General features: G+C 49.9%; 25 protein-coding genes and 2 pseudogenes. 11 read left to right on the forward strand and 16 right to left on the reverse strand.

Annotated features, from left to right (window positions below; all coding sequences use genetic code 11):
- Positions 1-386 precede the first annotated feature (386 nt).
- A pseudogene (locus tag ACEN2G_RS03590) lies at positions 387-1,103 on the forward strand (PAS domain-containing protein); the annotation flags it as partial.
- Between the two features lie 105 nt (positions 1,104-1,208).
- Positions 1,209-1,646, forward strand: a pseudogene (locus ACEN2G_RS03595) (methyl-accepting chemotaxis protein); the annotation flags it as partial.
- 69 nt (positions 1,647-1,715) lie between these two features.
- On the opposite strand, the gene ACEN2G_RS03600 reads toward ACEN2G_RS03595, so the two are convergent.
- The gene (locus tag ACEN2G_RS03600) at positions 1,716-2,147 is read right to left on the reverse strand and encodes an OsmC family protein (RefSeq protein ID WP_442020098.1); all 432 of its coding nucleotides are present in this window, start codon (positions 2,145-2,147) and stop codon (positions 1,716-1,718) included.
- Between the two features lie 327 nt (positions 2,148-2,474).
- Positions 2,475-2,834 (reverse strand): hypothetical protein, encoded by a 360-nt coding sequence (locus tag ACEN2G_RS03605; protein ID WP_442020099.1) that lies wholly within the window; start codon positions 2,832-2,834, stop codon positions 2,475-2,477.
- Positions 2,835-3,032: 198 nt separating this feature from the next.
- On the opposite strand from ACEN2G_RS03605, the gene ACEN2G_RS03610 reads away from it, so the two are divergent.
- Together ACEN2G_RS03610 and ACEN2G_RS03615 are read left to right on the forward strand one after the other, a co-directional pair.
- Complete coding sequence (locus tag ACEN2G_RS03610) at positions 3,033-3,713, forward strand: SDR family oxidoreductase (protein WP_442020100.1); 681 nt, start codon at positions 3,033-3,035, stop codon at positions 3,711-3,713.
- Between the two features lie 378 nt (positions 3,714-4,091).
- Complete coding sequence (locus ACEN2G_RS03615) at positions 4,092-5,384, forward strand: dicarboxylate/amino acid:cation symporter (RefSeq protein ID WP_442020101.1); 1,293 nt, start codon at positions 4,092-4,094, stop codon at positions 5,382-5,384.
- 157 nt (positions 5,385-5,541) lie between these two features.
- On the opposite strand, the gene ACEN2G_RS03620 is transcribed toward ACEN2G_RS03615, so the two are convergent.
- The 8 genes from ACEN2G_RS03620 to napF all read right to left on the reverse strand — a co-directional run bounded on the left by ACEN2G_RS03620 (position 5,542) and on the right by napF (position 13,632).
- Entirely contained in the window at positions 5,542-6,957 is a 1,416-nt protein-coding gene (locus ACEN2G_RS03620; RefSeq protein ID WP_442020102.1) for an MBL fold metallo-hydrolase, read from the reverse strand.
- Between the two features lie 186 nt (positions 6,958-7,143).
- Positions 7,144-8,586, reverse strand: a complete 1,443-nt coding sequence (gene cls, locus ACEN2G_RS03625; protein ID WP_442020103.1) for a cardiolipin synthase — start codon at positions 8,584-8,586, stop codon at positions 7,144-7,146.
- Between the two features lie 321 nt (positions 8,587-8,907).
- Positions 8,908-9,045 carry a TIGR02808 family protein gene (locus ACEN2G_RS03630; RefSeq protein WP_442020104.1) on the reverse strand — a complete coding sequence of 46 codons (138 nt, stop codon included), beginning with the start codon at positions 9,043-9,045 and terminating at the stop codon, positions 8,908-8,910.
- A gap of 30 nt (positions 9,046-9,075) precedes the next feature.
- Positions 9,076-9,651, reverse strand: coding sequence for a NapC/NirT family cytochrome c (locus tag ACEN2G_RS03635; protein ID WP_442020105.1), 576 nt, complete (start codon positions 9,649-9,651; stop codon positions 9,076-9,078).
- 21 nt (positions 9,652-9,672) lie between these two features.
- Positions 9,673-10,074: a nitrate reductase cytochrome c-type subunit gene (locus ACEN2G_RS03640; protein ID WP_442020188.1), complete on the reverse strand. Its 402-nt coding sequence runs from the start codon at positions 10,072-10,074 to the stop codon at positions 9,673-9,675.
- A 208-nt stretch (positions 10,075-10,282) separates the two neighbouring features.
- Positions 10,283-12,775 carry a periplasmic nitrate reductase subunit alpha gene (gene napA, locus ACEN2G_RS03645; RefSeq protein ID WP_442020106.1) on the reverse strand — a complete coding sequence of 831 codons (2,493 nt, stop codon included), beginning with the start codon at positions 12,773-12,775 and terminating at the stop codon, positions 10,283-10,285.
- 55 nt (positions 12,776-12,830) lie between these two features.
- On the reverse strand, positions 12,831-13,133 hold the full coding sequence (locus ACEN2G_RS03650; protein ID WP_442020107.1) for a chaperone NapD: 303 nt from the start codon (positions 13,131-13,133) through the stop codon (positions 12,831-12,833).
- Positions 13,120-13,632, reverse strand: a complete 513-nt coding sequence (gene napF, locus ACEN2G_RS03655) for a ferredoxin-type protein NapF (protein ID WP_442020108.1) — start codon at positions 13,630-13,632, stop codon at positions 13,120-13,122. Before napF ends, ACEN2G_RS03650 begins: the two co-directional genes overlap by 14 nt.
- 358 nt (positions 13,633-13,990) lie before the next feature.
- Here napF and ACEN2G_RS03660 point away from each other — a divergent pair, with 358 nt between their 5' ends.
- The 6 genes from ACEN2G_RS03660 to ACEN2G_RS03685 all read left to right on the forward strand — a co-directional run bounded on the left by ACEN2G_RS03660 (position 13,991) and on the right by ACEN2G_RS03685 (position 18,054).
- The gene (locus ACEN2G_RS03660; protein ID WP_442020109.1) at positions 13,991-14,440 is read left to right on the forward strand and encodes an RDD family protein; all 450 of its coding nucleotides are present in this window, start codon (positions 13,991-13,993) and stop codon (positions 14,438-14,440) included.
- 25 nt (positions 14,441-14,465) lie between these two features.
- The gene (locus ACEN2G_RS03665; protein ID WP_442020110.1) at positions 14,466-15,017 is read left to right on the forward strand and encodes an alpha/beta hydrolase; all 552 of its coding nucleotides are present in this window, start codon (positions 14,466-14,468) and stop codon (positions 15,015-15,017) included.
- Positions 15,018-15,313: 296 nt separating this feature from the next.
- Complete coding sequence (locus ACEN2G_RS03670) at positions 15,314-16,432, forward strand: baeRF11 domain-containing protein (protein WP_442020111.1); 1,119 nt, start codon at positions 15,314-15,316, stop codon at positions 16,430-16,432.
- Between the two features lie 227 nt (positions 16,433-16,659).
- Entirely contained in the window at positions 16,660-17,169 is a 510-nt protein-coding gene (locus ACEN2G_RS03675) for a DUF2059 domain-containing protein (protein ID WP_442020112.1), read from the forward strand.
- A gap of 3 nt (positions 17,170-17,172) precedes the next feature.
- Positions 17,173-17,625 (forward strand): GNAT family N-acetyltransferase, encoded by a 453-nt coding sequence (locus tag ACEN2G_RS03680; protein WP_442020113.1) that lies wholly within the window; start codon positions 17,173-17,175, stop codon positions 17,623-17,625.
- A gap of 162 nt (positions 17,626-17,787) precedes the next feature.
- Positions 17,788-18,054 (forward strand): hypothetical protein, encoded by a 267-nt coding sequence (locus ACEN2G_RS03685; protein ID WP_442020114.1) that lies wholly within the window; start codon positions 17,788-17,790, stop codon positions 18,052-18,054.
- A gap of 153 nt (positions 18,055-18,207) precedes the next feature.
- Here the strand turns inward: ACEN2G_RS03685 and ACEN2G_RS03690 are convergent, their stop codons facing one another.
- From ACEN2G_RS03690 to hinT, 5 genes are all read right to left on the reverse strand, one after another.
- Positions 18,208-19,500 carry an NAD(P)/FAD-dependent oxidoreductase gene (locus tag ACEN2G_RS03690; RefSeq protein WP_442020115.1) on the reverse strand — a complete coding sequence of 431 codons (1,293 nt, stop codon included), beginning with the start codon at positions 19,498-19,500 and terminating at the stop codon, positions 18,208-18,210.
- 267 nt (positions 19,501-19,767) lie between these two features.
- The gene (gene nagZ / locus ACEN2G_RS03695; RefSeq protein ID WP_442020116.1) at positions 19,768-20,799 is read right to left on the reverse strand and encodes a beta-N-acetylhexosaminidase; all 1,032 of its coding nucleotides are present in this window, start codon (positions 20,797-20,799) and stop codon (positions 19,768-19,770) included.
- Between the two features lie 83 nt (positions 20,800-20,882).
- A complete protein-coding gene (locus ACEN2G_RS03700; RefSeq protein ID WP_442020117.1) occupies positions 20,883-21,719 on the reverse strand; it encodes a choline kinase family protein in 837 nt (278 codons plus the stop codon).
- Positions 21,709-22,317 (reverse strand): penicillin-binding protein activator LpoB, encoded by a 609-nt coding sequence (locus ACEN2G_RS03705; protein WP_442020118.1) that lies wholly within the window; start codon positions 22,315-22,317, stop codon positions 21,709-21,711. Before ACEN2G_RS03705 ends, ACEN2G_RS03700 begins: the two co-directional genes overlap by 11 nt.
- Positions 22,318-22,362: 45 nt before the next feature.
- The gene (gene hinT, locus ACEN2G_RS03710) at positions 22,363-22,713 is read right to left on the reverse strand and encodes a purine nucleoside phosphoramidase (protein ID WP_442020119.1); all 351 of its coding nucleotides are present in this window, start codon (positions 22,711-22,713) and stop codon (positions 22,363-22,365) included.
- 375 nt (positions 22,714-23,088) lie between these two features.
- Here hinT and ACEN2G_RS03715 point away from each other — a divergent pair, with 375 nt between their 5' ends.
- Positions 23,089-23,487, forward strand: coding sequence for a hypothetical protein (locus tag ACEN2G_RS03715; protein ID WP_442020120.1), 399 nt, complete (start codon positions 23,089-23,091; stop codon positions 23,485-23,487).
- Between the two features lie 372 nt (positions 23,488-23,859).
- Here the strand turns inward: ACEN2G_RS03715 and ACEN2G_RS03720 are convergent, their stop codons facing one another.
- The gene (locus ACEN2G_RS03720) at positions 23,860-25,677 is read right to left on the reverse strand and encodes a Wzy polymerase domain-containing protein (protein ID WP_442020121.1); all 1,818 of its coding nucleotides are present in this window, start codon (positions 25,675-25,677) and stop codon (positions 23,860-23,862) included.
- Positions 25,678-25,696: the final 19 nt, after the last annotated feature.

Below are 25,696 nucleotides of genomic sequence, written 5' to 3' on the forward strand. Positions count from 1 at the left end.
TCAGAAATCTAAAAAGCCACTCATGCTAAAAAACAAAAAAGAACCCATTCGGAGCTCTTATTGCGTTAAATTTTTAGCTTGCGTCCAGCGCGTTATCGGTAGCACTAGCAGCCCCCACATATTAGCAGTTGCTTAAAGCGCTAAATATAAAGTGGCAAACAAGGCCTGCATGGGTAATGTGAGACCTGCCCTGTCATCCTTTCTACTAAGAACTCAAGAGCTGGCCATTTCTTCTGCTAAGGACTAAATAACCGGCCCTTCCTTTTAATGAGAGCTCATGACCCAGTCTGGCCTGCCGATAACCACATACTCTAGTTGATTGGAATTTCATGATGTTTAATCGCCGCCTCAAAAAAGAACTTGCAGATCAGCTTGAAGAATTAACGATGCTCCGCCAGCTGGCGGCCCAGCTGGATTTGGGCATGCTGTCCATTAGGCTAAATGCCGATTTCTGTATTTCTGCCGTCAACCAAGGCTTTGCCGATACCCTCAATTTTCGGCGAGAGCAACTGCTGGGGCGGCCATTGTCGGAAATGGTACCGTCTTACGTGTCGAAACTGCCCTGTTTTCGAAACTTCAATAAAGCCATGGCCGAGTTCGCCCCGGTCAGCGACAACTACCGCTACTTGCGGGCCGATGGCTCCCTAGCTTGGCTGAATGTGCAATGGCTTCCGGTACGAGGTGCTGACGGCAAACTCTTGTATGTACAGGGTTATGGCCGCGACATAACCAAAAAAGTAGAGGACGCAAAAGAAAGTGAGTCTTTCATTGATGCGTTGATCCGCTCCACCGCCGTTATTCAGTTCAATCTTGATGGCACTGTTATCACCGCCAACAAGCAATTTCAGCAGGCGATGGGCTACCGATTAGAACAACTCGTCGGTAAGCACCACAGTACCTTCTGTACTCAAGAGGAGGCGGCCTCGCCTGAATACACAGCCTTATGGAAAAAGCTAAACAGCGGCGAGTACGTGGCGGACCGCTTCAAACGGATCGATAGCAATGGCTCAGCTGTGTGGCTGGAAGCCACGTATAACCCGGTCTACGACGCCGAGAATAACCTCCATAGGATCGTTAAGTTCGCCAACGTGGTCACTGACCAAGTGGCACGCGAAGCACAAGTGCGTGAAGGCGCAGGCATTGCCTACGACGTTTCACAACAAACGGACGTCAGCGCCAAAAAGGGAGCTATTGTGGTCCAACAGACGGTCGAAACCATGCAGCAGATAGCCGAGCAAATGCAGGCGGCGACCGAAAGTATTGAAGCGCTAGGCAAACAGTCTTTGCAAATCAACACCATAGTACAAACCATAGGCGGCATCGCAGCGCAAACCAACCTACTGGCGCTCAACGCCGCTATTGAGGCCGCTAGGGCCGGTGAACAGGGCCGCGGATTTGCTGTGGTAGCCGACGAGGTGCGAAAGTTGGCGGCCCGCACCAGTTCAGCCACCGAGGAGATTGTGAACGTAGTCGGAAAAAACCAGGTACTCTCGGATGACGTCATGCGTCAGATGCTCAGCTCCCGAGAAAAAGCCGAGCAAGGCTTAGAACTGGCAAGCCAGTCGGGCATAGTGATTGTAGAGATTCAGGATGGGGCCAAACAGGTGGTCGACGCTGTAGGGCGCTTTGCCAACGAATTGCAGTAGCACAAGAAAGTGAACAAGCCACTCATATTAAAACAAAAAAGGGTGCCCCTCTCGGGCACCCTTTCCGCTTTAGTCTTGCAGCTTGGCGTCTAGCGTGATCTTGGCATTAAGTAATTTGGATATCGGGCAGCCGAGTTTGGCTTTGCCGGCTATTTCGTCGAACTTGGCTTGGCTGATATTGGGAATGCGCGCCGTCATTGCTAGATGCACGGCGGTAACCGCAAAACCGTCGCTTTGTTCTTCTAGCGTTACCCTGGCTTGGGTGTCTATGCTGTCTGGGGTGAATTTTTCTTGGCCCAACAGCATAGAAAATGCCATTGAAAAGCAACCGGCGTGGGCGGCTCCAATCAATTCTTCTGGATTGGTACCGGGCTTGTCTTCAAAGCGGGTATTGAAACCGTAAGGATTTTCTTTGAGCGCGCCGCTCTGGGTTGAGATGGTGCCCTTGCCTGTTTTTAAGTCGCCTTGCCAGTGGGCTGATGCCGTTTTTTTTATGCTCATGATCTGTTCCTTCTTATGTTTAATAAACAGGAGTCTTCTCAATAACAGCCAACCTGATGGCCAGCTTCGCAGACTTGTTGGACAACACAACAACGCAGTAGGTTCAGCGGAATACGCTAACCTGATGTTTATGCTGCGATAAACGCGGAACACTCGGAGAGAGCAAAGGCCAAAATGACAAAACCATTCTATTTATAAGGTGTTAACCGCTAGGCCCTTTTCGCTGTTATCACTATTTTTCCGTGTTCTTCCGTGGATTCCGTGGCCAAGAAGCCTTGCGTCTCTAAGTGGCAGACTGGCCACAAAATCTACATTAGTGATGAAATGTTACTTGGTTTCGTAATCGACGCTGTATTCGATAACGCCGTTATCTTCTAACTCGATATCGACTTCAACACTCTCTGTCCCCTTAACGAACAGCAGCTCGATGTCGTCGTCATCGGCTTGCTCTTGACTCAGTGCAAAGCCTTGGTCAGTGTAAAAGGCTTTCGCCTGTTCGCTGATACCAAGCAGCGTGCTGCCAGATAGGTTGGCGTCAAGTTCAAAGCCGCCAAACCATTTGTTTTCGGCTTCCACCACTTGGGCGTTATCGGGTACAAAAATAATCTCAGGTACGGGATCTTGAGCGGCATAAGCCGTGAGTGTAAAAGCGGCAGTGGTCAGCGCTAACATAATTTGAGTTTTCATCATTACTCCGGTTTGTGGTTTGTGGTTTGTGGTTTGTGGTTTGTGGTTTGTGGTTTGAGCATTGGATCATGAAGCAGGAAAAGCCCACCTGTTTATATTAGGTCACTCTACTACCTTGTAGTGAGAGAAGAATGAGAGGCTTATCGCGCTCACGTTCACGTTCACGAGCAAAAAAACCTTAACTAAAGGATAAACACCATGAACAATGAAAAAATTATACTGATCACCGGTGCCTCTAGCGGCATAGGGGCGGCTACCGTAGATAAGGTGATAGCAGCTGGGCACAAGGCCGTTATTACGGCGAGAAGTACCGATAAGCTCAAGGCAATCGTTAAGCGTTGGGGTGAAGATAAGGTGTTGGCGGTAACGGCAGACATATCAAAATTGGATCAAATTCAGCATGTGGTTGAAAAGGCGAAAGAAAAATTTGGCAGAATCGATGTGGTGTTCGCTAATGCGGGCACGGGTGTTAACACGCCGGGCATAGAACTGGGTGAGCCAGATGAATGGAAAACCATGCTGGATGTAAATATCAATGCGTTATTGTTTACTGCTAAAGCCAGTTTGCCCTCGTTAAAAGCCACACAAGGCCACTTTATTATTACCAGCTCTATTGCCGGCAAGAAAACCCTGAAAGGCTCCGTATATGGGGCCTCAAAATGGTTTGCTTATGGATTTGGCCAAAATCTAGCGGCGGAAATGGCACAGTGGAATGGCCGTTGCACGACTATCTGCCCGGGCATGGTCAACACCCCGTTTTTTGATGAAGCCAAACCGGATAAGTTAGACCCAAACGATGTCGCTGATGCGGTTATGTATGCCATTTCTGCCAATCCAAGGTGCGATATACGCGAAATTACGCTTATGCCCACTCAGTAGCGAATCAATAGAGCAGAGGTTTCAAGCTGTACACGCCTTGGGTAAGGCTGATAAATCGCCACGCAACGCCACTCCCAATATAAATAAAAGTACAAGTTGCCACTGGCTGGGCTGTGAGTAAAACCAACACTCACAAGACAGCCAGCTTATCTTGCTGCCAGTTATCGCGCTTTAGCATGGCGGGCTAAATATGCGTCACTAAATACCTTTCCTCAAACTGCCCCTCACCAAACATTTCGTATGTTCCAGATGGCTTACCTTATTCTATAAAGTTATTAGAAAAATCATTGCTATAGCTATTTTATAAAAGAATAATCGTTGGCTTACACCGCCTTTTTCTTGGTTCGGCTACTGCCCTCACCCTTATCTGGAGTCTAAATGTCCGCCACTCGTCAGATCCTACTTGCCCTTGTGCTAGGCATAGTTATCGGTCTCGCCCTAAATACTGGCACGGGCTCGCTGCCTGCAGGCTCTATTGCTTGGCTGGATGCCAATGTACTTACCCCGCTGGGTAGCATTTTTCTGCGACTGCTGCAGTTTGTGGTGGTGCCTATGGTGTTCAGTGCCTTGATTTTGAGCCTGACCAGCCGTGAAGGCGGGCCCGAGGTAGGCCGCCGTGCCGGTCGCTTGCTGGTTGGTTATGTATTGACCAGTGCTATCGCACTGGCGCTGGGCATGCTGGTGGCTCATTGGTTAAGTCCGGGTAGCGGTGCCGCAGGTTTGGTTAGCCAAACTACGACCGGCCGTAATGCAGATAGCCTAAGCCAATGGCTGGTAGGGCTGGTGCCCGACAACCCCTTTAGCGCACTGGGCGGTGGCAGCCTGTTGCAGGTTATTCTTGCTGCAGCCTTGATTGGCACTGCCATGCGCGCCTTGCCAGATGAGAGTGATCCGCTGCGCCGCATTATTGAAAGTGGCTATAAGGTCACACTCAAGGTGCTGGAGTTAGTGCTCAAATTAGCACCGCTTGGCGTGTTTGCCTTAATCACTTCAGTGATTGCGACTCAAGGGCTAGATTTACTGCTGCGTCTTGGCATGTATGTTATCGGCCTCACACTGGCGCTCGGCTTAATGGCGTTATTTTATCTCGCGTTGCTGGCGGTTACCGGTGCTCGCCCGTTAAGTTTTGTTAAAAACTTTGGCCAGAGCTTAGGCTTTGCCTTAGGCACCGCCAGCTCAGGCGCCACTCTGCCACTGGCGCTGGGCAATGCGCGCAGCTACGGCATGAATGAATCGCTAGCCAATTTTGCCCTGCCGTTTGGTACTGCCCTCAAGCGTGATGGTGCCGCCGTACTGCAAGGCTTTAATGCGCTGTTTGTCGCTCAATTGTTCAACGTCGACATTAGCACCTCGCTGGTGATCACCGTATTTACCACAGGTTTATTAGTCAGCTTTTCTACCGCAGGCGTGCCGGGAGCCGGACTGGTGGCCATGACCACAGTACTGGGTGCCGCCGGCTTGCCGCTTGAAGGCGTGGCCGTGGTTGCGGGTGTGGATCGCTTCACCGATGGTTTGCGTACCGCACTCAATGTAATGGGCAATTGTGCCAATGCAGCCCTGTTGGATCGTCTCGATAATCATAGCTCACCGTCATTTTCACCCGCAGAAGTAGCTGCCAATGGGGCTATGCCAGAGCAGAAAACGGACAAGGCTGCGCCTTGCATTTTATAAGATGGTGAGTAGCGAGCACCCAAGCACTTAGAGCAGTCGCAACTCAAAGCTGTAGATTATGGGCCCGGCATTAAGATAGCGCTAACACGAAAAACCCCTCCTGCGCCTGCGCGAAAGGGGTTTTTTAATCGCTATTTTATTAACTTGTGCCGCGACTTTATCCAGCGTCTTCCGTTAACGGTATTACTACCTCTACACCGGGCAGCAGCGCTTGCAGCTTGGCTTGCAAGGCCAGCTTGGCGTCGGTTTCGCCGTGCACTAGGCGGATCTCTTTAAGTCGTGAGTCGAGCGCCATGGCAAAGTTGATCAAGTCAGTTTGGTCGCCATGGGCTGAGTAGCCGGTTAACTTGTGGATTTGGGCGTTAATTTCATAACGCTCGCCGTCTAATTCGACCCAAGCGTACTCATCCTGTTCATCTTGCTCGTCTTCACCAAAACGTGGCCCACTTTCCACGATCACCCGCCCGGGCGTATCTTCGGCCTGAAAACCGACGAAGATAATGTGGGAATGGGGATCGGGTAATAATTCTTTTAAGTAATTGACTACGCGCCCACCGGCGCACATGCCGGAGCCGGCGATAACGACCGCGGGCTTGCCTGAGGTAAGCAGGCTGTCGAGGCAGATCAAGTGATCTTCGTGGCTGTCGATCATGGTTAACTGATCAAAGGATAAGGGATGTCGACCTTGTTTGAGCAAGTCGCGGGCTTCTTGATTCCAGTAGGGTTTTAAATTGCGGTACAGCTCGGTAATTTTCTCCGCCAACGGCGAGTCGACGATCACTTCCAACTTATTCCACGGCACGTTAGGCGCCGCCAAGTCTTGGCCAAAGTCATGAATAATACTTTCTAGCTCATACAGTAAGTCTTGAGTACGGCCCAAACTAAAGGCGGGTATTAAGACCAGACCACCGTCGACAAAAGACTGCTCAACGGCGGACTTTAACCGCAAACGCCGATCGATACGACTTTCATGATTCCTGTCGCCATAGGTGCTTTCTAGCACCAACAGATCGCACTGTGTGGGCGGCGTGACTTCAACTATTAATGGCGAGTTTGGCGCGCCTAGGTCACCGCTAAAAATAATCTTCTGCCCTGCCGCCTCACATTCCACATAGGCGGCCCCTAAAATATGCCCCGCCAACTGAAATCTAAATTTAATGTCGGTGCCAAGCAGCGATTGCCACTTATCAACAGGCAGCGGCCGAAGTTGGCGCTCAATTTGCTTTAATACTTGCTTGCTCGCCTGCTTGGTGTGCTGTGAGCCAAACTTGAGTGCGTCTTCTAACATGGCGGGCAGCAGCACGGCCGAGGGTTCGGTACAAAAAATCGGGCCTTTAAAACCGGCCATCAGTAAATAAGGAATACGCCCTATGTGATCCGCGTGCACGTGAGTGACCACCAGTGCGCGAATGTGCTCAATTTCAAAGTCTATGTCTAAGTCTTCGCGAAAATCCGTGCCTTGAAACAAGCCGCAATCGATCAGTATGCCCGAGTCCCCTACTCGTACTTCATGGCAAGAGCCGGTGACACCGAGCACGGCACCATGGTGTTTAATATCAACATGAGTGGTCATAATTGCATCCTCGCACTAGGGAAACATTTAGCTGCAACAAGCTTAGCAAGCTTAAAGCCAGATTAAGTGCGCCGAGATCACTAATCCTGAGGCAGCGGTACGCTTTAAGCCGCACGCGGTACGTAAAAAGACCACGTTGGACTTTCACTTACCGCGTAAGGCGTATAGCAGCCCGCAGGGCCCGTTTTAAAGCACAGGCCCTATGGTGGCGATCACATTGTTCCAAATGCGGGTGTGATAGGGCCAAGCTAACACGCTCGCCAGTTCAACGATTTCGGAGCTGGCAAGGTAGCTAAGCTGACGCTCGCGGATCGCCTGAGTGGTGGCCACGTCTTGCAGCAAAATGTTGTTTTCATAGTTCAAGTCAAAGCTTCGTAAGTCCAAATTTGACGAGCCAATTAAGCTTACGCGGCCATCCATGGTCAGGGTTTTGGCGTGCAACAGGCCACCTTTAAATTCATGGATAACGCAGCCGGCATCCAGCAATTGATGGTAATAGCTGCGACTGGCCGCAGACACAATCCAGCTGTCGTTCACCTTAGGGTAAATAAGGGTGACCGCCACGCCACGATGGGCGGCGGCACACAAGGCTTCTAACAAGGCGGTGTTGGGCACAAAATAAGGCGTAGAAATAATCAGCTCGGTTTCGGCACTGGCAATAAGATTGGCGAATAATTGCGGCGTGGCGCCGCGCCGCTCGGTGGGACCAACGCCCATCACCTGCGCCGGAAACCCTTTGTCGATAAGCTCGGTTTGCGGCTCAAGTGTGAGCTTAAATCTGTCCAACGACTGGCCGGTGGCTTGCATCCAGTCGCTGGCAAACAGCAGTTGGTTTTGTGCCACCACAGGCCCTGCAAAGCGCAGCATAATATCCACCCAAGGTGCGTATTTCGCTTTCGGTAAAAACTCGGCATCCGCCGAGTTTTGGCTACCACAATAGGTGATGCGAGCATCGATAACGGTGATTTTACGGTGGTTACGCAGGTCAAAACGGCTGAGCAAAATAGTCTTCAGTAGATTTTTAAACGACAGCGCCACCGCCAGTTCAACACCGGCCGCTTGCATCTCTTGCCAGAGTGCAGATTTAATTAAAGACCGTGAACCCAGCCCGTCGGCCATGGCACGGCAGGTAACGCCTCGTTGAGCGGCACGGATCAAGGCGCGGGCTAGGTCTTCGCCTGTGTCGTCTTCCAGCCAGATGTAATACAGCACATGCACGTGGCAGGTGGCTGCGTCTATGTCTGCCACTAATCGCGCACGCGTGGCATCGCCATCGGCCAGCAATTCGGCGCTATTGCCGTCTACGGTATGAAAGCCGTTGATGGAGGCCGCATAACGAAATGCCGGGCGATAAATCGCATCAATCAAGTGGTCAACATTGGCCTTGTCGCCCATAAAGTCTGCGGCGTTATTGCGTATTTCATCAAAAATTTGATCGTGGCGTTTAACGGCGCGTTTACCAATATCAATCTCACCGAACAAAAAATAAACGGCAATACCAAAATAAGGCAACACGTTGAGCACGATAAACCAGGCCAAACGGCCAGGAGGCGATAGATCATCACGCAGTAAGATGCGCCCGGTAAAGGTCAGCACCAACAAAAAGTGCAGCGTTACAACAAAGCTCATTTATGTGTTATCCATCTTCATTAAAGGTCTACCTGCAAAACATGCCATACGGCTCAAGTTGCACGGTTTGCTGCGCCTCATTTGGGCACCCAGCACGTTCCACTATACAGCGCTAATAAGGCAGCAAGGGTAGTTGATTGTGGTGTGAGGATAAAAAAGAAAACTCATTTTGCTATTAGTGGGGGCTTGCCTGTTGTTAATGATGACCACGGCGCTTAACCATGCCTGCAAAAACCACAAAAGACAGTAAGGTCACCCTGCCCATTTTTTGTGGTTTATTGGCTTAAAGCCGCCGCCTAGTGGAAATGCAGATGTAGAATATTACTTAAGCTGCTTGTCTTTGGTGATGGCTAAGACGCTAATGCACACCGCAGCCACGGCGATAAAGCCGCCTAAGATAATGACAGGTATGGTGGCGTAACCCAAGATATGCCAGATCACATATTCTAATGTGCTCATTTGTTTCTCCTCTTAATCCCGTTCAGGTGCCTATTGCCAACCAACTACGTCTCTCATGTCTGGCAGTTTGTGGGCTATGCCTTTGTGGCAATCGACACAGGTTTTATCGCCTGCGGCCAGTGCGGTGGAATGCTGGCGTACCGCGCGCGGGCCTTGCTCGGAAAAGTCCATGTAGTCGAACTGGTGACAGTTACGGCATTCTTGTGAATTGTTTTCTTTCATCCGTTGCCACTCACGATGGGCCAAGTGACCGCGGCGAGCCTTAAACTTTTCATCCGTGTCTATGGTGCCCAAAAAGTGAAAGGCTAACTCTTTGGAGGCCTGTACCTTGCGCACAATTTTATCGGTCCAGTCATGGGGCACGTGGCAGTCCGAGCAAATAGCTCGCACGCCGGAGCGGTTAGCGTAGTGAATAGTTTCCCGTATCTCTTTAACGATGGGCTCGTGGCAGCTAGAGCAAAAGGCTTCGGTATTGGTGGCTTCCATGCCGGTGTTAAAGGCACCCCAAAACAGTAAGCCGCCAATAAAACCCATCAGCAATACAGTGCCGGCGGCGGCCTTGCTGGGCGTGGATAAACGCCGCCAAAAGTTTCTTAATAGTTTCATTATGCTCACCCTGTCGTGCATTTATTTTTGTAATGAATCCACACTCAAAAAGGTGTTTTCAACTAAAGGTTTGGCGTCCGCTTGCGGCACGTGGCACTGCAAACAAAAGTAACGGCGCGGCGATACGTCCGACAACACCTGCTCTTGGCGATTCACGTAATGGGTGACGCTGATTTTGGTGGCGCCCATGTCTTTGGCGTTTTTCCAGCTGTGGCACGACAAACACTTGTTAACGTTTAACGACACTTCATAGTTGCGAATGGTGTGTGGCACCAAGGGCGGTTGATACACATAGCTCGCCTCTACGTAGTGATCTTTGGGATAGCGCTTAAAGGCGTCGGACGCACGCGTGGTTTCTATCTCGGTTACCCCCCGTAATGAGGCCACCCCACCCACGCCACCTGGATTACTGTAGCTTGGCATATTAGGGGTTTCTTCTGCTTGCACTGTTGGGATTACACCCAGTGGTAGCGTGCCAAACAGCAGTAAACTGGCGACTGCCCATGCCATGAATCTTTTTTTCATCATCTGCTCCCGTTCTGTGTCGGCCAGCCTGTCACTTATTAAGGCTGGCTGACCGTTACGCTCACTATCCATTAAATCCACTGAGCCGAGTAAGTTCACTGGGCCCTTATATACTGGCCACTTTGGTGATCTTGACCGGGCATTTTTTGTAGTCGGTCTGCTTAGAAAGCGGATCTGTGGCATCCAAAATCAGCTTATTGACTAAGATGCGCGCATCAAAGAAAGGCACAAACACCAAACCTTTTGGCGGTCGGTTACGGCCGCGGGTTTCTACCCGAGCGCGCACTTCACCACGCGGCGACTGAATTAACACTTCATCACCACGGCGCAAATCACGGGATTCGGCATCATCTGGGTGAATAAAGCAGTGCGCATCGGGCACCGCTTTATACAGCTCAGGCACACGGCGGGTCATGGTGCCGGTGTGCCAGTGCTCGAGTACGCGCCCGGTGCACAGCCAAAGATCGTATTCCTCACCCGGCACTTCGGGTGGTGCTTCATAGGGGGCCGAAATAATCAGCGCCTTGCCATCCGCATGGCCATAAAAATCTCTGCCTTCACGCTTGGCGTAAGGGTCATATTCGGGATTAAAGCGCCATAAGGTTTCTTTGCCATCCACCACAGGCCAACGTAAACCGCGCACTTGGTGATACACATCATAAGGCGCTAAATCGTGACCATGACCGCGGCCAAATTCGGCGTATTCTTCAAACAAGCCTTTTTGTACATAGTTGCCAAACGCTTGGGCATCATCATTGAGCTCCTGTGCTTCAGACAACGGGAATTTATCCACTTTGCCGTTGGCAAATAACACCTCATACATGGTTTTGCCACGCAGCTCGGGTACTTGAGCAAGCAACTCTTCATCCCACACTTCTTCAATGTTAAAGCGCTTGGCAAATTCCATGATCTGCCACAAATCAGACTTAGCCCCTTCTACCGGCGACACCTGCTGATACCAAACTTGGGTGCGGCGCTCGGCATTGCCGTACGCGCCCTCTTTTTCGACCCACATGGCGGTGGGTAAAATCAGATCTGATGCTTGTGCGGTCACGGTGGGATACGGGTCGGAGCAAACGATAAAGTTGTCTGGATTACGATAACCGGGCAGGCGCTCGTTATTAATATTGGGGCCCGCTTGCATGTTGTTATTACACATCACCCAGTAGGCATTCAGCTTGCCGTCGTTAAGCATGCGGTCTTGCTCAACCGCATGAAAGCCCGGCTTGGCGGGAATGGTACCGGCCGGCAGTTGCCAAATACGCTCGGCAATCTTGCGGTGCTCAGGATTGGCCACCAGCAAATCGGCGGGCAAACGGTGGGAAAAAGTACCCACTTCTCGGGCCGTGCCGCAGGCAGAAGGCTGGCCGGTCAGTGAAAACGGGCTGTTACCGGGCTCAGAGATTTTGCCGGTTAGTAGATGCAGGTTATACACCAAGCTTTGCATCCACACGCCTCGGGTATGTTGGTTCATGCCCATGGTCCACAGCGACATCACCTTAGTGTTGGGATCCGCATATTGCTTGGCCAAGGCGATCAAATCTTCAGGCAGTACGCCGGACATCTCAGCCGCTTTTTCTAGCGTGTAAGGCGCGACTGAGGCTTTATATTCTTCAAAGGTGATGTCTGACATATCGCCAGAGTTAGGATTTTTAGCGCTCACTTGCAGCGGATCGTCATCACGCAGGCCGTAGCCAATGTCAGTGGTAGCTTGCTTAAAATGCGTGTGCTTAGTGACGAAGTCCCAATTCACTGCCTCGTTTTCGATGATGTAATTGGCAATAAAGTTGGCAATCGCTAAATCTGACTGCGGGTGAAAAATCATACCCCGATCGGCCAGCTCAAAGCTGCGATGGTAATAGGTAGAAAGCACGTTCACTTTTACATGATCGAAACTCAAGCGGCGGTCGGTAATGCGCGTCCAGAGAACTGGGTGCATTTCGGCCATATTCGAGCCCCACAGCACGAAGGCGTCGGCGTGTTCAAAATCGTCATAGCAACCCATGGGCTCATCTATGCCGAAGGTGCGCATAAAGCCCACCACGGCGGAGGCCATGCAGTGGCGTGCGTTGGGATCAATATTATTGGAGCGAAAGCCCGCCTTCATTAATTTAGAGGCGGCGTAGCCTTCCATCACAGTCCACTGGCCAGAGCCAAACATACCCACACTGGTGGGGCCTTTTTCTTTGAGGGCTTTTTTAAATTTCTCGGCCATCACATCAAAGGCCTGATCCCAAGACACGGGGGCAAAGTCGCCGTCTTTATGGTACTGGCCATTTTTCATGCGCAGCAAAGGCGTGGTTAAGCGGTCTTTGCCATACATTATTTTCGAAAGAAAATAGCCTTTAATGCAGTTTAAGCCTTTGTTTACCGGCGCCTCTGGATCGCCTTGCGTGGCGACCACGCGGCCTTTTTGAGTACCCACTAATACCGAGCAGCCGGTGCCACAAAAGCGACAAGGAGCCTTGTCCCACTTAATGGCGGTTTCATCTGAACTAACGATTAAATTAGTCGCTGATATTGGCAAACTGATCCCGGCCACAGCCGCAGCAGAAGCGGCGGCGTTTGCTTTTACAAACTCGCGTCTTGTCATTTTCATATGCATCACCCTTCAAGCTTCAAATTCAGAGTTATTCTTGGGTTACTTAGCCGGCTTACTTACTCGCTGCGGCTGTATCGTGCAGCGTAATTTCAGTATCCAGTTCATCGAGATCTGTCTCAATTTGATGAAACACTAACGCGGTATTTAATACGTATTCGAGCTGATTAATGGCATCGATAGTGTCTGTGATATAGCCCTGATTTTGGGTTTCTATTACCACGATTAACTTGCCGGCGGCACTTTCACCGTAAATTTCTGCCCCCGGAAAAGACTCAATCTGGCGTTTAATAACCGCCAAATGTTCGGGCTCGGCGTGCACAATTAAACTTGAGATATGAACTTCATGCAGTGACATGCTCGCTCCCTAAATGACGCTTGTTAATGGTGATGGCAGAGGTGGGGCAAATAGACACGCAAGCGCCGCAGCCAGTGCAACTACTAATGTCTATTTGCGGCTCGGCCACTCGGCCTACCGCCAACTTAAAACGAATGGCGAACGGCTCACAACTGTCTCCGCAACTGCGACAATCCACGTTTTGCTCGGCCAAGCACGTCGCATCAATCACAGCCTTCGCTTGCCAAGCGGGTTCGGTTTTAGGCAGGAATAGCGGCTCAGGGCAAACCTCGGCACACTGGTAACAAAAGGTGCATTCGCCCTGTTGAAAATCCACCCTAGGAAAGCCGCCATCTGCTGGGCGAATAATCTGGGTCGGGCAATGCTTGACGCATTCACCGCACTGGGTACATAAATCGGTAAATTGCGCTTCTTTTAGCCAAGGCAGCGCCGGCCAGTCTGGGATTTCTCGACGTGTAAAGAGTTGTCGCCTTGAAAGATTAACGGAAGTTTGTGACATACCGGCTTACCTTGTAGAAAAGTACCGAGTGAAGCGAACGCCTACCATTATTAAAAATCTTTAATAATTTATTAACGTAATTACCATTGTATATTTAATAGCCAAAGCAAAATACTCACAAAACAATGTTTAAGAGGCAACCTTGATCTAGATCAAACTATCTACTCCTTAACGCACAGGGACAGAATATTCAGCCAAGCGAAACGCCCGATTGAGCAAACAAGGTTGAGCGAAAAACTGGATGTAACTGCCCTTTCACATTGAGGCCGGCTTTGCCTGCAGATCAATTATGCTAACCTAGAGCTTGCCCTAGCGCCTACCATAGAAAGCTGTCGCATAAACAAGGAATAAATTGAAAATGGAACATAAAGAATACGCCGGATTTTGGATACGCTTTGGCGCTACCCTCATTGATACGCTGATACTGCTTATTATTAGTGTGGTGCCATTGAGCTTTATCTATGGCGAGGCATTATTTATCGAAGATAAATACATTCATGGATTTTGGGATCTGCTGTTAGGCTATATCTTGCCTATCGGCGGTACTATTTGGCTTTGGATAAAATACCGTGGCACGCCCGGAAAAATGGCCACCAAACTCGAAATTGTCGACGCCCTAACCGGTAATAATATGAGTAAAGGACAAGCCATAGGCCGATATTTTGCGTACATCCTCTCCGCCATCCCATTAGGCCTTGGCTTTATTTGGGTGGGCATAGATAAGCGCAAACAAGGTTGGCACGATAAACTGGCAGGCACGGTAGTAGTACGCAATTTGCATAAAGAAGCGGTGCGGTTTGAACCCTAGACTCGATAAATAAAAGGCAGGCAAGATGAAAGTCTATTTTTCGCACGGCAAAGAGAGTGGCCCTTGGGGCAGCAAAATAACCCGGCTAGCCGCACTTGCCAAGGCACAAGGCTGTGCTGTGGAAAGTATTGATTATCGCGGCATAGACGATCCCGATCAACGGGCGGCACTATTAATAGACATCTTAAAAAATGAGCACGGCAAGGTGCTATTAGTCGGCTCCAGCATGGGCGGCTATGCGGCACTTGTTGCAGGCCAGCTGCTTGCGGAACAAAAGATTGCGCAAGCAAAAGCAACGAGTGAACCTCTGGAGATAGCGGGAATATTTATACTCGCGCCCGCCTTATACATGCCTGGCTACCAAGTGCAGGAATATACCATTCACAATACCCCCATAGCCGTGGTGCATGGCTGGGCAGATGAGATTATTCCTGCCGCACAGGCTATCCGTTTTGCCCAAGACCAGAATTGCAGCCTGCATTTAATTCCCGGCGACCACAGGCTGAATTCCTCCATGCATATTGTGGAACCTCTTTTTAGCCAGTTTATGCGCTCACTCATACACACAGGGCGTTAGCAGCCCAAGTGCTGCCGCCTTCGGCACTAATGCACAATGCACAACGTACACCGTTAATGTGGTGACTGCAGAAGACGAAAATCAGACGCCTTCTTAGCCTAGACTTCACCTCCTCTCGCTTAGGATTTGGGCAACAGAAAAACGAATGGCAGACCTGGTTGAAGAATGCTCAACCGCGTATTATCAAGCGTCGACGATTAGGTTGTTCGCGCGCATTTATTGTTTTTTGCCCACGGTTTTTGTTCTAAATTTCCTATGCTATGGTTAAATCTCCACCATCCGTTGGAGAGTTTTTGATGTATTACTTAGACTTGCCCAGTGTCGAAGAAGTCGGCAACCTTAATCTCGTTCGCTCAGATGCGAGTATTTCTATCTACTTAGCCACTACCCCCATTAGCCGTGAAACCGATCAAACACGGGTCACGCTTGCTAACTTGATCAAGAAAGCCATCAAGAAACTGGAGGCTCAAGGCGTTGAGAAGTCACGCATCCTGCTGTTGCAGCAACGATTTGACGACTTATTAGCCGATAAAGAATTTTGGGATTACCAAGCAAACAGTCTGGCTATTCTCGCCACGCCCGAATCACTGCGCACCTATCGATTGGCAAATCGATTGCAAAATACGGTCGAGGTTTCTGACCGCTTTCATCTTAAACCGCTACTGCGTGCGGTCACTTTTTCCCATTCGGCTTACATTTTAGCCTTGTCAGAAAATGCGGTGCGCCTGATCCAAGTTTCTCCTGACTTACCTGCCAAAGAAATCACTGTGCCTAACCTGCCTGACGATGCGGCTGATGCTACCAATAAGGTGATCTTAAAAGACTCCAGTGGCAAAGACCAAAGGCCGGCCGCTCACGCCTATAATGCCTACTTGGCCAACTATGTACGCAAGATCAATGCCGCCTTAAGACCGCTGCACTTGCATGCTCAGAGCCCTATTATATTGGCGGCTACCCAACCCTTAGATGGCATATTTCGCTCACTTACCCGCTTAAACTTACTGCCCACCAGCATTGTAGGTAACCCAGATCGTTTAAGTGCCGCCGACTTAGCCATAGCGGCACGGCCGGTGCTAGATGCGCACTACCAGAGCATAATTGACGACTTTCATCAGTTATTTATTCAGCGAACCGGTCAAAAGCGTACCACCACAGATATTTCTGATGCGGCTCGGCTTGCAACCTTCGGTGGCATAGAGCGTTTACTGGTGGATATAGAGGGTGTTGTGACGGGGGTCGTGGATGAAGAAACAGGTGCGGTCAGTTTTGTCGGAGAAAGCGATGCCATCTGTTATGGCATAGTGGATGAGATTAGCTGTCGGGCACTGCGCACCGGCGCTAAGGTAATGGCCGTTCGCAAGGCTGATATTCCAGGTGGCCATGACTTAGCCGCGCTTACCCGCTATCCCATCTAAGTCGTCAATTTAATATTGTGTTAGTAAGTAAACTCGTGAGCCCTAGGCCACGAGTTTTTTATCGCTTTAATTTATTTTTTATTATTTTGATTAACACAGTGAGACAAGTGGCAAAAAACGCTCAGCCAACACCTATCTCTAATCATTTTCATTATAATGAATTTAACTCGCCTCATTAACACTCACCACAGCCATTAAATTGAAAACTTAGACATTCAGGAGCACTCATGAGAAAAATAATAGTTACCACATTATTAACTTACGTCATATCAGTCAGTGTTTATGCCGCCGATACTGTTTCAAATGAAAAAATAAAACTCATCGACACCTTGCTAGAGCAAACGGGTCAAACCGCGGTTAAGATGGGCGACAAGTTTTCAAACTCTTTTGCACTGCAAATGAACCACATGCTGCAACAACATCAGCCAGATATTAACCCCAAAGCCTTTGTCATTATAGAAGAAGAAAGCAAAGCACTCATTACGGAAGAGTTGGTTGTAAAAGGCGGCTACAACAAGATGATGTATCCCATCTACCACAAGAACTTTACCGAGGGTGAGCTGCAGCAAATGATTAATCTTAATAATACCGAGCTCGGCAGAAAAATGCTTAAAGTGCTGCCGGTTATCTCAGAAGAATCCCTACAAGCGGGACAGCAGTTTGGCGTAGGAATAGCGCCCAAAATCCAAGAGCGGATCATGGCTCGCTTTCGAGAAGAGGGCATTTTTAAGGCTTAATCTATGACGACAAACACCTCAACGCCCATTATGTACACCATGGTTATTCGGCAAATAACTTGGCCAGAAACCATACCGGTGCGCCATTCGGTGCTTTGGCCCGAAAGACCGCCAGCTTTTTCTCAAGTAGATAATGACCCACAAGGCCGACATTTTGGTGCTTTTATTGAGGATAAGCTGGTGTGCGTAGCCTCAGTATTTTTTGATGGCGAGCAAGCACGATTAAGAAAGTACGCGACCTTAGCCGAATATCAGGGTCAAGGCGTGGGTACGGCGGTATTGCAGGCCATTTTTACTGATCTAAAGCAGGAAGAAGTTGGGTATTTTTGGTGTGATGCCCGAGAGTCGGCCATCGGTTTTTATCGGCGCTTTGGCATGCAGGCAGAAGGCGATCGTTTTTATAAAAGCGATGTCGCTTACGTGAGAATGGCCATAGCGCTTGGCGTTGAGTCGTAAACAACGCATCGTCTTTATTGCAGTGTCAGGCATGCTTATCTTAGGGGGCTGCCAATCGTAAGTTTAATTAATGCATTTAACATGCATATCTTTATAGCTTCAAGATATTAGGCACCTTATGCTGATTAAACTGTTATGGCACTGGCTTATTGAGGAGCAAAAATGACCGATAAAAAAGTGATCAGACTGCTAAAAATACTGATGGTCATAGGTTTTTCGCTGATTTTAATAGGCGCTTACTTACACCAGAGTGATTATACCAAGGCCATGGGCGTGAAAGGCATCTTGTTGAGCGCCGGCTTCATTGCCGTTGGCATGGTCATGTCATTGCCGACTAAGATGTACCTGACGTTTGTGTTTATGAATCGCGAGAATGACAAGCACAGCGCCGAGCTAAAAGAAAAGACGAAAACGAAAACGAGATCCTGACGTTCGTCAGGAAGACGGCCTAAGGACAAGATCCTGCCTAGCGCTAAGAGTGCTGCTCAAAGCTACAAAGAACACAAAAAATAAACCCCGAACCATCAGGTTCGGGGTTTTTATTTAGCTTGGCGCCGGGCGCTAGGCACTTAGCACTATCTGTTAGTGCAACTTCAGCTTAGGACGCAGTAAGCGGTTTATCCGCCCTACTAGCATCATCAGACCGGTACGAATATAGCCGTGTAATGCCACTTGATGCATACGGTACAAAGATACATACACGGTGCGCGCGATAAGGCCTTCCACCATCATGCTGCCCCGCATTAAGTTACCCATTAAGGAGCCCACTGTGGTGTAGCGGCTAAGATTAACCAAGGATCCATAGTCTTTATAAACGTAAGATTTTAGCGGTTTATTATTCAACTGGGCGCGTATATTGCGGTACACCATGCTTGCCATCTGGTGGGCTGACTGGGCGCGCGGCGGTACAGGTTTGCCGTTTTCCTGCATGCAGTTAGCACAATCACCAATCACGAAAATGCTGTCGTCTCGGGTCGTTTGCAGCGTGGGGTTCACGGTTAGCTGATTAATGCGATTAGTTTCTAGGCCAGCAATGTCTTTCAAGAAATTGGGGGCCTTAATGCCGGCCGCCCACACCATAAGCGTGGCGGGGAGCAGCTCGCCGTCTTTCGTTACTAGCCCCTCTTCGGTAGCTTCCACCACCATGGTATTAATGCGCACATCTACGCCCAGCTCGCGCAGCTCTTTGTGAGCCATGGCGGCAATGCGGTCTGGCAAGGCAGGCAAAATACGCGAGCCTGCTTCAACTAAGGTTAAGCGCAGGCAATCTGGGCTTAAATTTTCAAAGCCGTAGGCGCTTAAATGCTCCACCGCATTATACAATTCTGCCGACAGCTCAACACCGGTAGCACCACCGCCAACGATGGCGATATTAACCTTATCGCTGCCCAGCTCGCCTTCTGAGTGCTGCATAAAGCGATTCATTAATTCATCGTGGAAATGCTCGGCCTGCTGGGGGCGGTCAAGAAAGATACAGTGCTCGCTCACGCCTTTGGTGCCAAAGTCGTTAGACACAGAGCCAATGGCCAACACTAAGATATCGTATTCTAAGGTACGCTCGGTGAGCATGGGTTTGTCGTGCTCATCACGCATGGCGGCTAAGGTGATGGTTTTATTATCGCGGTCTATGTTGCTCAAGGAGCCAAGGTGAAAACTAAAACCGTGGTTGTGAGCGTGGGAGCGATAACTAAGCCCATCTATGCCTGCGTCCATGGCGCCGGCGGCAACTTCGTGCAGTAGAGGTTTCCATAAGTGGGTACGGTTTCTATCTACTAATACCACCTCGGCTTTACCTTTGCGCCCTAGCTTCTGACCTAATTTGGTCACTAGCTCTAGTCCACCGGCACCGCCGCCCACTACGATAATCTTTGTCATTTATCTGTTCCTTAAAACAAGATAGTAAAACCTAGGGCTATCTGCATGCTAAGGCGCCACTCGTTGCGATAATGGTCGATAAGGTTGCGGATATGATGATAGCTCTAGATTCTGGGGTTAAGCTTACGCTAATAAAGAAGGAGAAAAGTTGTGATCCAGATCACAACTTTATCTTTGCATAAAATGAGGTTCGGATCATTAATTTTTCGTGTTTAACGGCGGATTTTTGCACTGACAATCCGCGTTTAACCTGTACTTAACGTCTGGTTAACTTTCAATAAAATCTTGCATGCGCGCGCAGGTTTCGCGCCAAACGGTGCTCTGCTTTAACTGGCTACCTAGGGTAACGCGCTTCGTCTGATCTTGAGCCAAATGGCCGCCTACCCCATGGGCACGTAGCGCAGAAAAATCACAGTTCAGGTTATGAGGCAGAGCCTCAATAATTTCAATGGCGCCAGGTCTGTGGTTACAGGCCAGCAATAAGTCACAGCCCGCTTGTAGCGCACTGCGGGCGCGCTCGGCATAACCGCCCACCACGGCCGCGCCTTCCATGGTCAAGTCGTCACTGAAGATCAATCCCTTAAAGCCCAGCTGCTGGCGTAACACTTGCTTAAGCCAGAATTCGGAAAAGCCCGCCGGATTGGCATCTACCGCTTCATAAATCACATGCGCCGGCATCATGCCCTGCACCAAACCTTCGCTGATTAAGTGCTTAAACGGCGCCATATCAAGCCTTGCTATGGTATCAAAGTCGCGCTTATCTACTGGGCTTTCTTTGTGCGAGTCGGCGCGTACGCTGCCGTGCCCGGGAAAGTGCTTGGCCACGGCGGCCATGCCGGCACTGTGCAAACCCTGAATATAAGCTCGGGTATGGGCAATCACCTGTTCGGGATCCTGACCAAAACTGCGATCACCAATGACCTCTGAGCCACGCTCTAAATCCAATACAGGCGCAAAACTTAAGTCAATATCCAGCGCCAATAATTCTGCCGCCATTAACCAGCCTGCATCTTGGAGCAAGGAGAGTTTATTTTTGCCTGCGTACTCAGCGAGCCGGCCAGATGCGGGCAAAGGAAAAAATTCATTGCGAAAACGCTGCACGCGGCCGCCTTCATGATCGACCGTCAGCAATAACTCTGGCTTCACCGCGCGAATCGATTTCACCAAGGCGCGCAGTTGCGCCTTGTCGTGGTAGTTGCGACTAAAAAAGATGACGCCACCAACCGCCGGATGAGCCAAGAGCTCGCGCTCTTCACCATCAAGCTCAAAGGTGTGTAAATCAAGAATAAAGGGGCCCATCGTGACTCCGCTAAAAATAGGTTTGCTAAACGTACGTAAATAAAAGGCGATTAAATAGCCCACAGGCGCTCAAAGTATGCCGGCTAACGGCAAGCAATTGCAGCCAACAACTCATCCAAATGGCACATTGCTTGTTGTTGCAATAGCCGATAGTCCGGCTGCTGGGTGTGTTGATATTGCAAGGCCGCCCACAGCACCGTTAGCCATTGCACCCAAGGGCGACGCGCCTGAAAACGGCGCATACACACGTCTCCTCCGGCACCATTATAATCCACCAGTAATTGCCGCGTCCCCTGCTCGCTTAACTTAAAACTATCGGCAATCACGGCCAGCTCAAAGGCAGCATCGCCATATGCCGCATACTCCCAGTCAATTAACCAAGGTCGCGCGCCCAGCACATTAGTGGCATTCAGATCATGATGACAAAACACTGGGGCATAATCGAGATTAAGACGCTCTTGCTCAAACCTTTGTACATAAGGCAGCAAGTCTGGGCTAACGGGTGTTAATTGCGCTAAATAGTGCTCGGCTTGCTCCCTTAGGCACAATGCCGTTAGCGCCGGTGTTAACTGGTGCAACCGAGCGACTTTGGTCATTAACAATGACAGCTTTGCGGTTTGCTCTTTGACTAATCGCTGCCAATCAGGCTCCGCCAGCCAGTCTAGCAACAAGACGCCAAGCGCCGGCTCAGCATAATGAATAGGGGGCGCCAAGCCCGCCGCTGCCGCTGCTTGATGGGCCAATAATTCTTGGGAGCGATTAATACCCAAACTTTCGCTGTGCGCGTTGCCTACGCGCAGCCAATAAGATTGTTGGCCAGTATCTAGGCGCCAGCAGTGATTGGTTAGCCCGCCCACTAACGGCGTTAGCTGCCCCTGAAACTGGGAGGGCAGCCAATCAGCTAACGAATTAGCGTCCACTCACGCTGTCAGACCAGAGTAACTCGCCGCTGGCCAGCTCCATCAGCTGTCCTTTTAGCGTCAGATTGGCACCATTGCGCGTTAAGGTAGTAGACAGTAAATAATCGGCGCCACTTTGTTTTCCTAACCGCACTAGTGCGGCAATATCGGCACGACCACCTTGGTAAGCCAATTGTTCACGCAGGCTACTGACCTTAGCGCCATCGGCAAAATTAAACTTGCCACGCAGGTTGCTCTGCAAGCGTGCTGTTAAGCCATTGGTATCAATAGGGCCACCGGCTTGATTGCTGATATTGTCGAGCAAAACCGGACCTTGCACTTCGTTAATGGCGGAGCTGGCTTTTAACTTATTAGCCAAACCGTCGACTAAATAAGCTAAATTTTCACTGCGCACTTCTTCGATGGGGGTGGGCGGTGTTGATGGCATCTCTATCACCGGCGGTTTTACCACAGGCGGGGGCAGCTGTGGGCTTGGCTTGCTGGGTGCAGGACCGCTCGGTTTAACCGGTGCCGGCTGCGAAGAGTAAGGATTGGGCAAGGTACAGGCAGCCAGTATTAACGAGCTGGCCAGCAGTAGTGTTAAACGAAACGGGTTCATAAGCATCCTTGATTGACTCACAGAGAGAGAATTGAGTTGGCAAATTTACTTTGCAAGCAGCGGCCCCAAACAGCGGCCACCCAGCAGGTGCATATGAATATGGTAAACCTCTTGGCCGCTGTCACGGTTGCAGTTCATGATCAAGCGATAGCCGCTTTCATCTATGCCTGCCTCACTCGCTAATTTACGGGCCACGGTAAATAAGCGGCCTAAGGCTTGCTCATGCTCGGCGGTAACGTCGTTAACGGTCGGGATCAATACATTGGGAATAATCAGCACATGGGTGGGTGCCTGAGGCGCTATATCTGTAAAGGCCGTCACTAAGTCGTCTTGATACAAAATGTCTGCAGGAATTTCTTTGCGGATAATTTTACTGAAAATGGTTTCTTCTGCCATGGACAAATCTCCTTGAAATAGGTGCCAAACCGAGCTCTCTCATCAGCCAAAATGAAGTACATAAGTTAAGCGCATAAATGAGCGTTAAAATTAAAACCTAAGCTGCGGCCAGACTGGCCATTATAGCCTTGTTGCCAAACAAAGAAATGACCGTCTACTAATAAGTCGTTGATAATTAAATCAAGCGTACACAACGTCATTAAACGCATAAAACTGTAGGTAAGCACACATTTTAGGAGCGCTAACACTAAGGCTTAACGCCATGCTGTCATAAAACTCATAATAGAGATCCCATCAGAGACGCAATTGCGTACACTGATCTGCATCTATCTCGCCCAGCGCTCCCTAACCGAGAGCATCTAAAAAGGAATCAAGATGAGTAATATTAAAAATAAGTCCATCGCCCTGTTACTCGCAGGCTTACTGACCTCACAATTAGCTGGCTGCGGCACCGTATTTTATCCTGAGCGTAAAGGTCAGCAAAGCGGCAGCATAGATCCCGTGGTGGCCATCGCCAATGGCGTAGGCTTGTTGTTCTTTATTTTGCCCGGTGTTATCGCCTTTGCCGTCGACTTTAATAATGGCGCTATTTACCTGCCCGGGGGTAAGCGTGCCGAGTTAACACCCGACCTCACGCCCGAGCGCCTCAATGAGCAGCTTTACGCTAATACAGGCCAGCGCATCAACTGGCAACAAGACGCAATAGCAGTTGAAGCGCTTAGCTCTTTATCATTGGCTCAGCAGCGCCTACTGCAACTGGACAAGCAGGGTTAAAGGAGTAAAAGGTTAAAGGCATACCTGATTACGTATGAACCTCAGCCATAATGCACCCTGTTTCGGTTTGTTCTTTGTAGCTGCCCAATTTATTCGGCAGGCCAGCTCTGCTGGCTGTTACTGAGGTTTAGATTTAAACCAAAACACCAAACCGGGCCGAATAAATTGGCCCCTACAAGGTCAAAATACCAAACTGAGCCTCATATTCTTTACCGAAGAGGCGGAACCTACCTGTAACATATTGAATTCATTGGTGCTTAGTTCACTGAAACATGGCTGAGCTTTGTGGGTAATCAGGAAGGCATAACAGGTAAAAATGCTCCCCTTAGCCAAGCGTGACCACACTGGGTGTAGGTAACGCTTGGCCAAATGCTAATAAGCACCGCCAATGGCCGGCCTAAGATCACCATATAAGGGAATAGTGTCATTGAGCTGGGCTGATGTCATATTCGGCTCTATGGCGCTTAAATGCTCTCGCGCCCGTAAAATACTGGCCGTGCGCAACAATTGTACGTTGGGGTATAAACGCCGCGCCTCTCCCAACCACAGCTGAGCTTCATCTTCCAGCCCAGCCGCACCTAGCGCCAAATACGCATTGTAGTAAACACCGGCACGAGGAGTGTGTAGTACAAAGTGACGTGCCCAAGCGGCATAATCTAATAACTGGGTTTTATCTTTATTTAGTAAGGCTTGGGTGAGCTGCCAGTGATGGCGATAAAAATCGGTTCTGTCATACCACACCAGTGGATTAAGCACCTGCTTTAACTGCCTTTCAGAATGCTGGTCGTCATTCGCATAACGGGTGAGCTGCTGGCTCGCCACTAAGCCCGTGGCCATAAACAGCATCAAGCCAATACCCCAAGCGCGAATCGGCCAACGACTCCAGGCAGGCGGCGGCGCTACTATGCGCCGCTGACCGTACTGGGCATCGATAACGTAAATAATGACTAACACCATCAGCCAGTGGGGTTGCGAATGATAAAACGGAAACTCAGTTTGGCTGTGAATAAAAATAGGCGTGAGCACCCCCACCCAAGCCGCACTTTGAGCCAAGGGCAAGCGATACAGTAATTGCAGCACCAGCGCCGTCATTAGCACTAAGCCCATTAAGGGCACAATGCCGCCCTCTATCGCCCATAATAAAAACTCGTTATGGGGGTGGCCCATCTCAGTAAATAACGGCTCTGCGCCGGGCGTAAGCTCACGCCAGGTGGCATAGGTGCTATAAAATGCCGACTCAAAACTACCATAGCCAAAGCCAAACCAGGGTTTTTCCAACCACATGCGCAGCCCATGAGCATAAATATCGAAACGCCCATCCGCATCGGTATAAATGCTGAAGCTGCGTTTACTCATCTCAAAGGCATCGAGGCCAAAGATGCCAAGCCCGACGCCAAGGGGGATCAACAACAGGCTGAGCAGTAAGCGCTTAGAACCTGTTTTAATTAAGGTTTGCCATAACAAGGGTTGCAGTAATAATATCCCCAGCAATAGCCCCAGCTGGCCGGCTCGGGATTGTAATAACACGATCAGCACGCTGCCAGCACCCAACACGGCGGCAAACCACAGTGATTTAAGCACAAAGCCACGCCATGGGGATTTAGCTTCGTGCAACCACAAATATACGGCCAAAATCATGCCGGTGGCCACGAAGCTGGCCATCACATTACGATGCTGAAAAATACCATAGGGCGAGCGCACTTCAGTGTTGTAGCCAAACCAATTATCCGGCTGCAACACAAAAAACTGCACTAGCCCCAGTAGAATTTCGACACTGACTGCCGCCAGCAAACAATAGAGTAAGTAGCGCCGCCCCTTTTCGCTAAAACGGCACTGCTGCAAGCTTAAATAAAATAATAAGCCGCCACACAGCGCCAACATGCGCGGTAAGGCATGGCCGGCGACGGTATTGTTTTGCCAATAAAAGAAGGGGATAAACAGCAGGGTACTGGCCGCCAACATGCCCAGCCAAAAACGGCTGGTGAGCAAGCGACGTCTGTGCCAATGCCAAAGACCTAGGGTGGTCATCACGCCCACGCATAACCAGCCCATCAGATTAAAAGGCAATTGCAAGCCTATGCCAAACAGGTGTGGCAGATACAGATGCATCGCAAACAGGGAAAAAAACGCCATGCACACCAGCATGGTGCGGGCGAGCCGTTCCTGTTGCAATAAAGGCGAAGACATCATATTCGGGCGCGTACTCGGC

The organism is Oceanisphaera sp. W20_SRM_FM3 (assembly GCF_052119705.1).
Lineage (GTDB): Bacteria > Pseudomonadota > Gammaproteobacteria > Enterobacterales > Aeromonadaceae > Oceanimonas.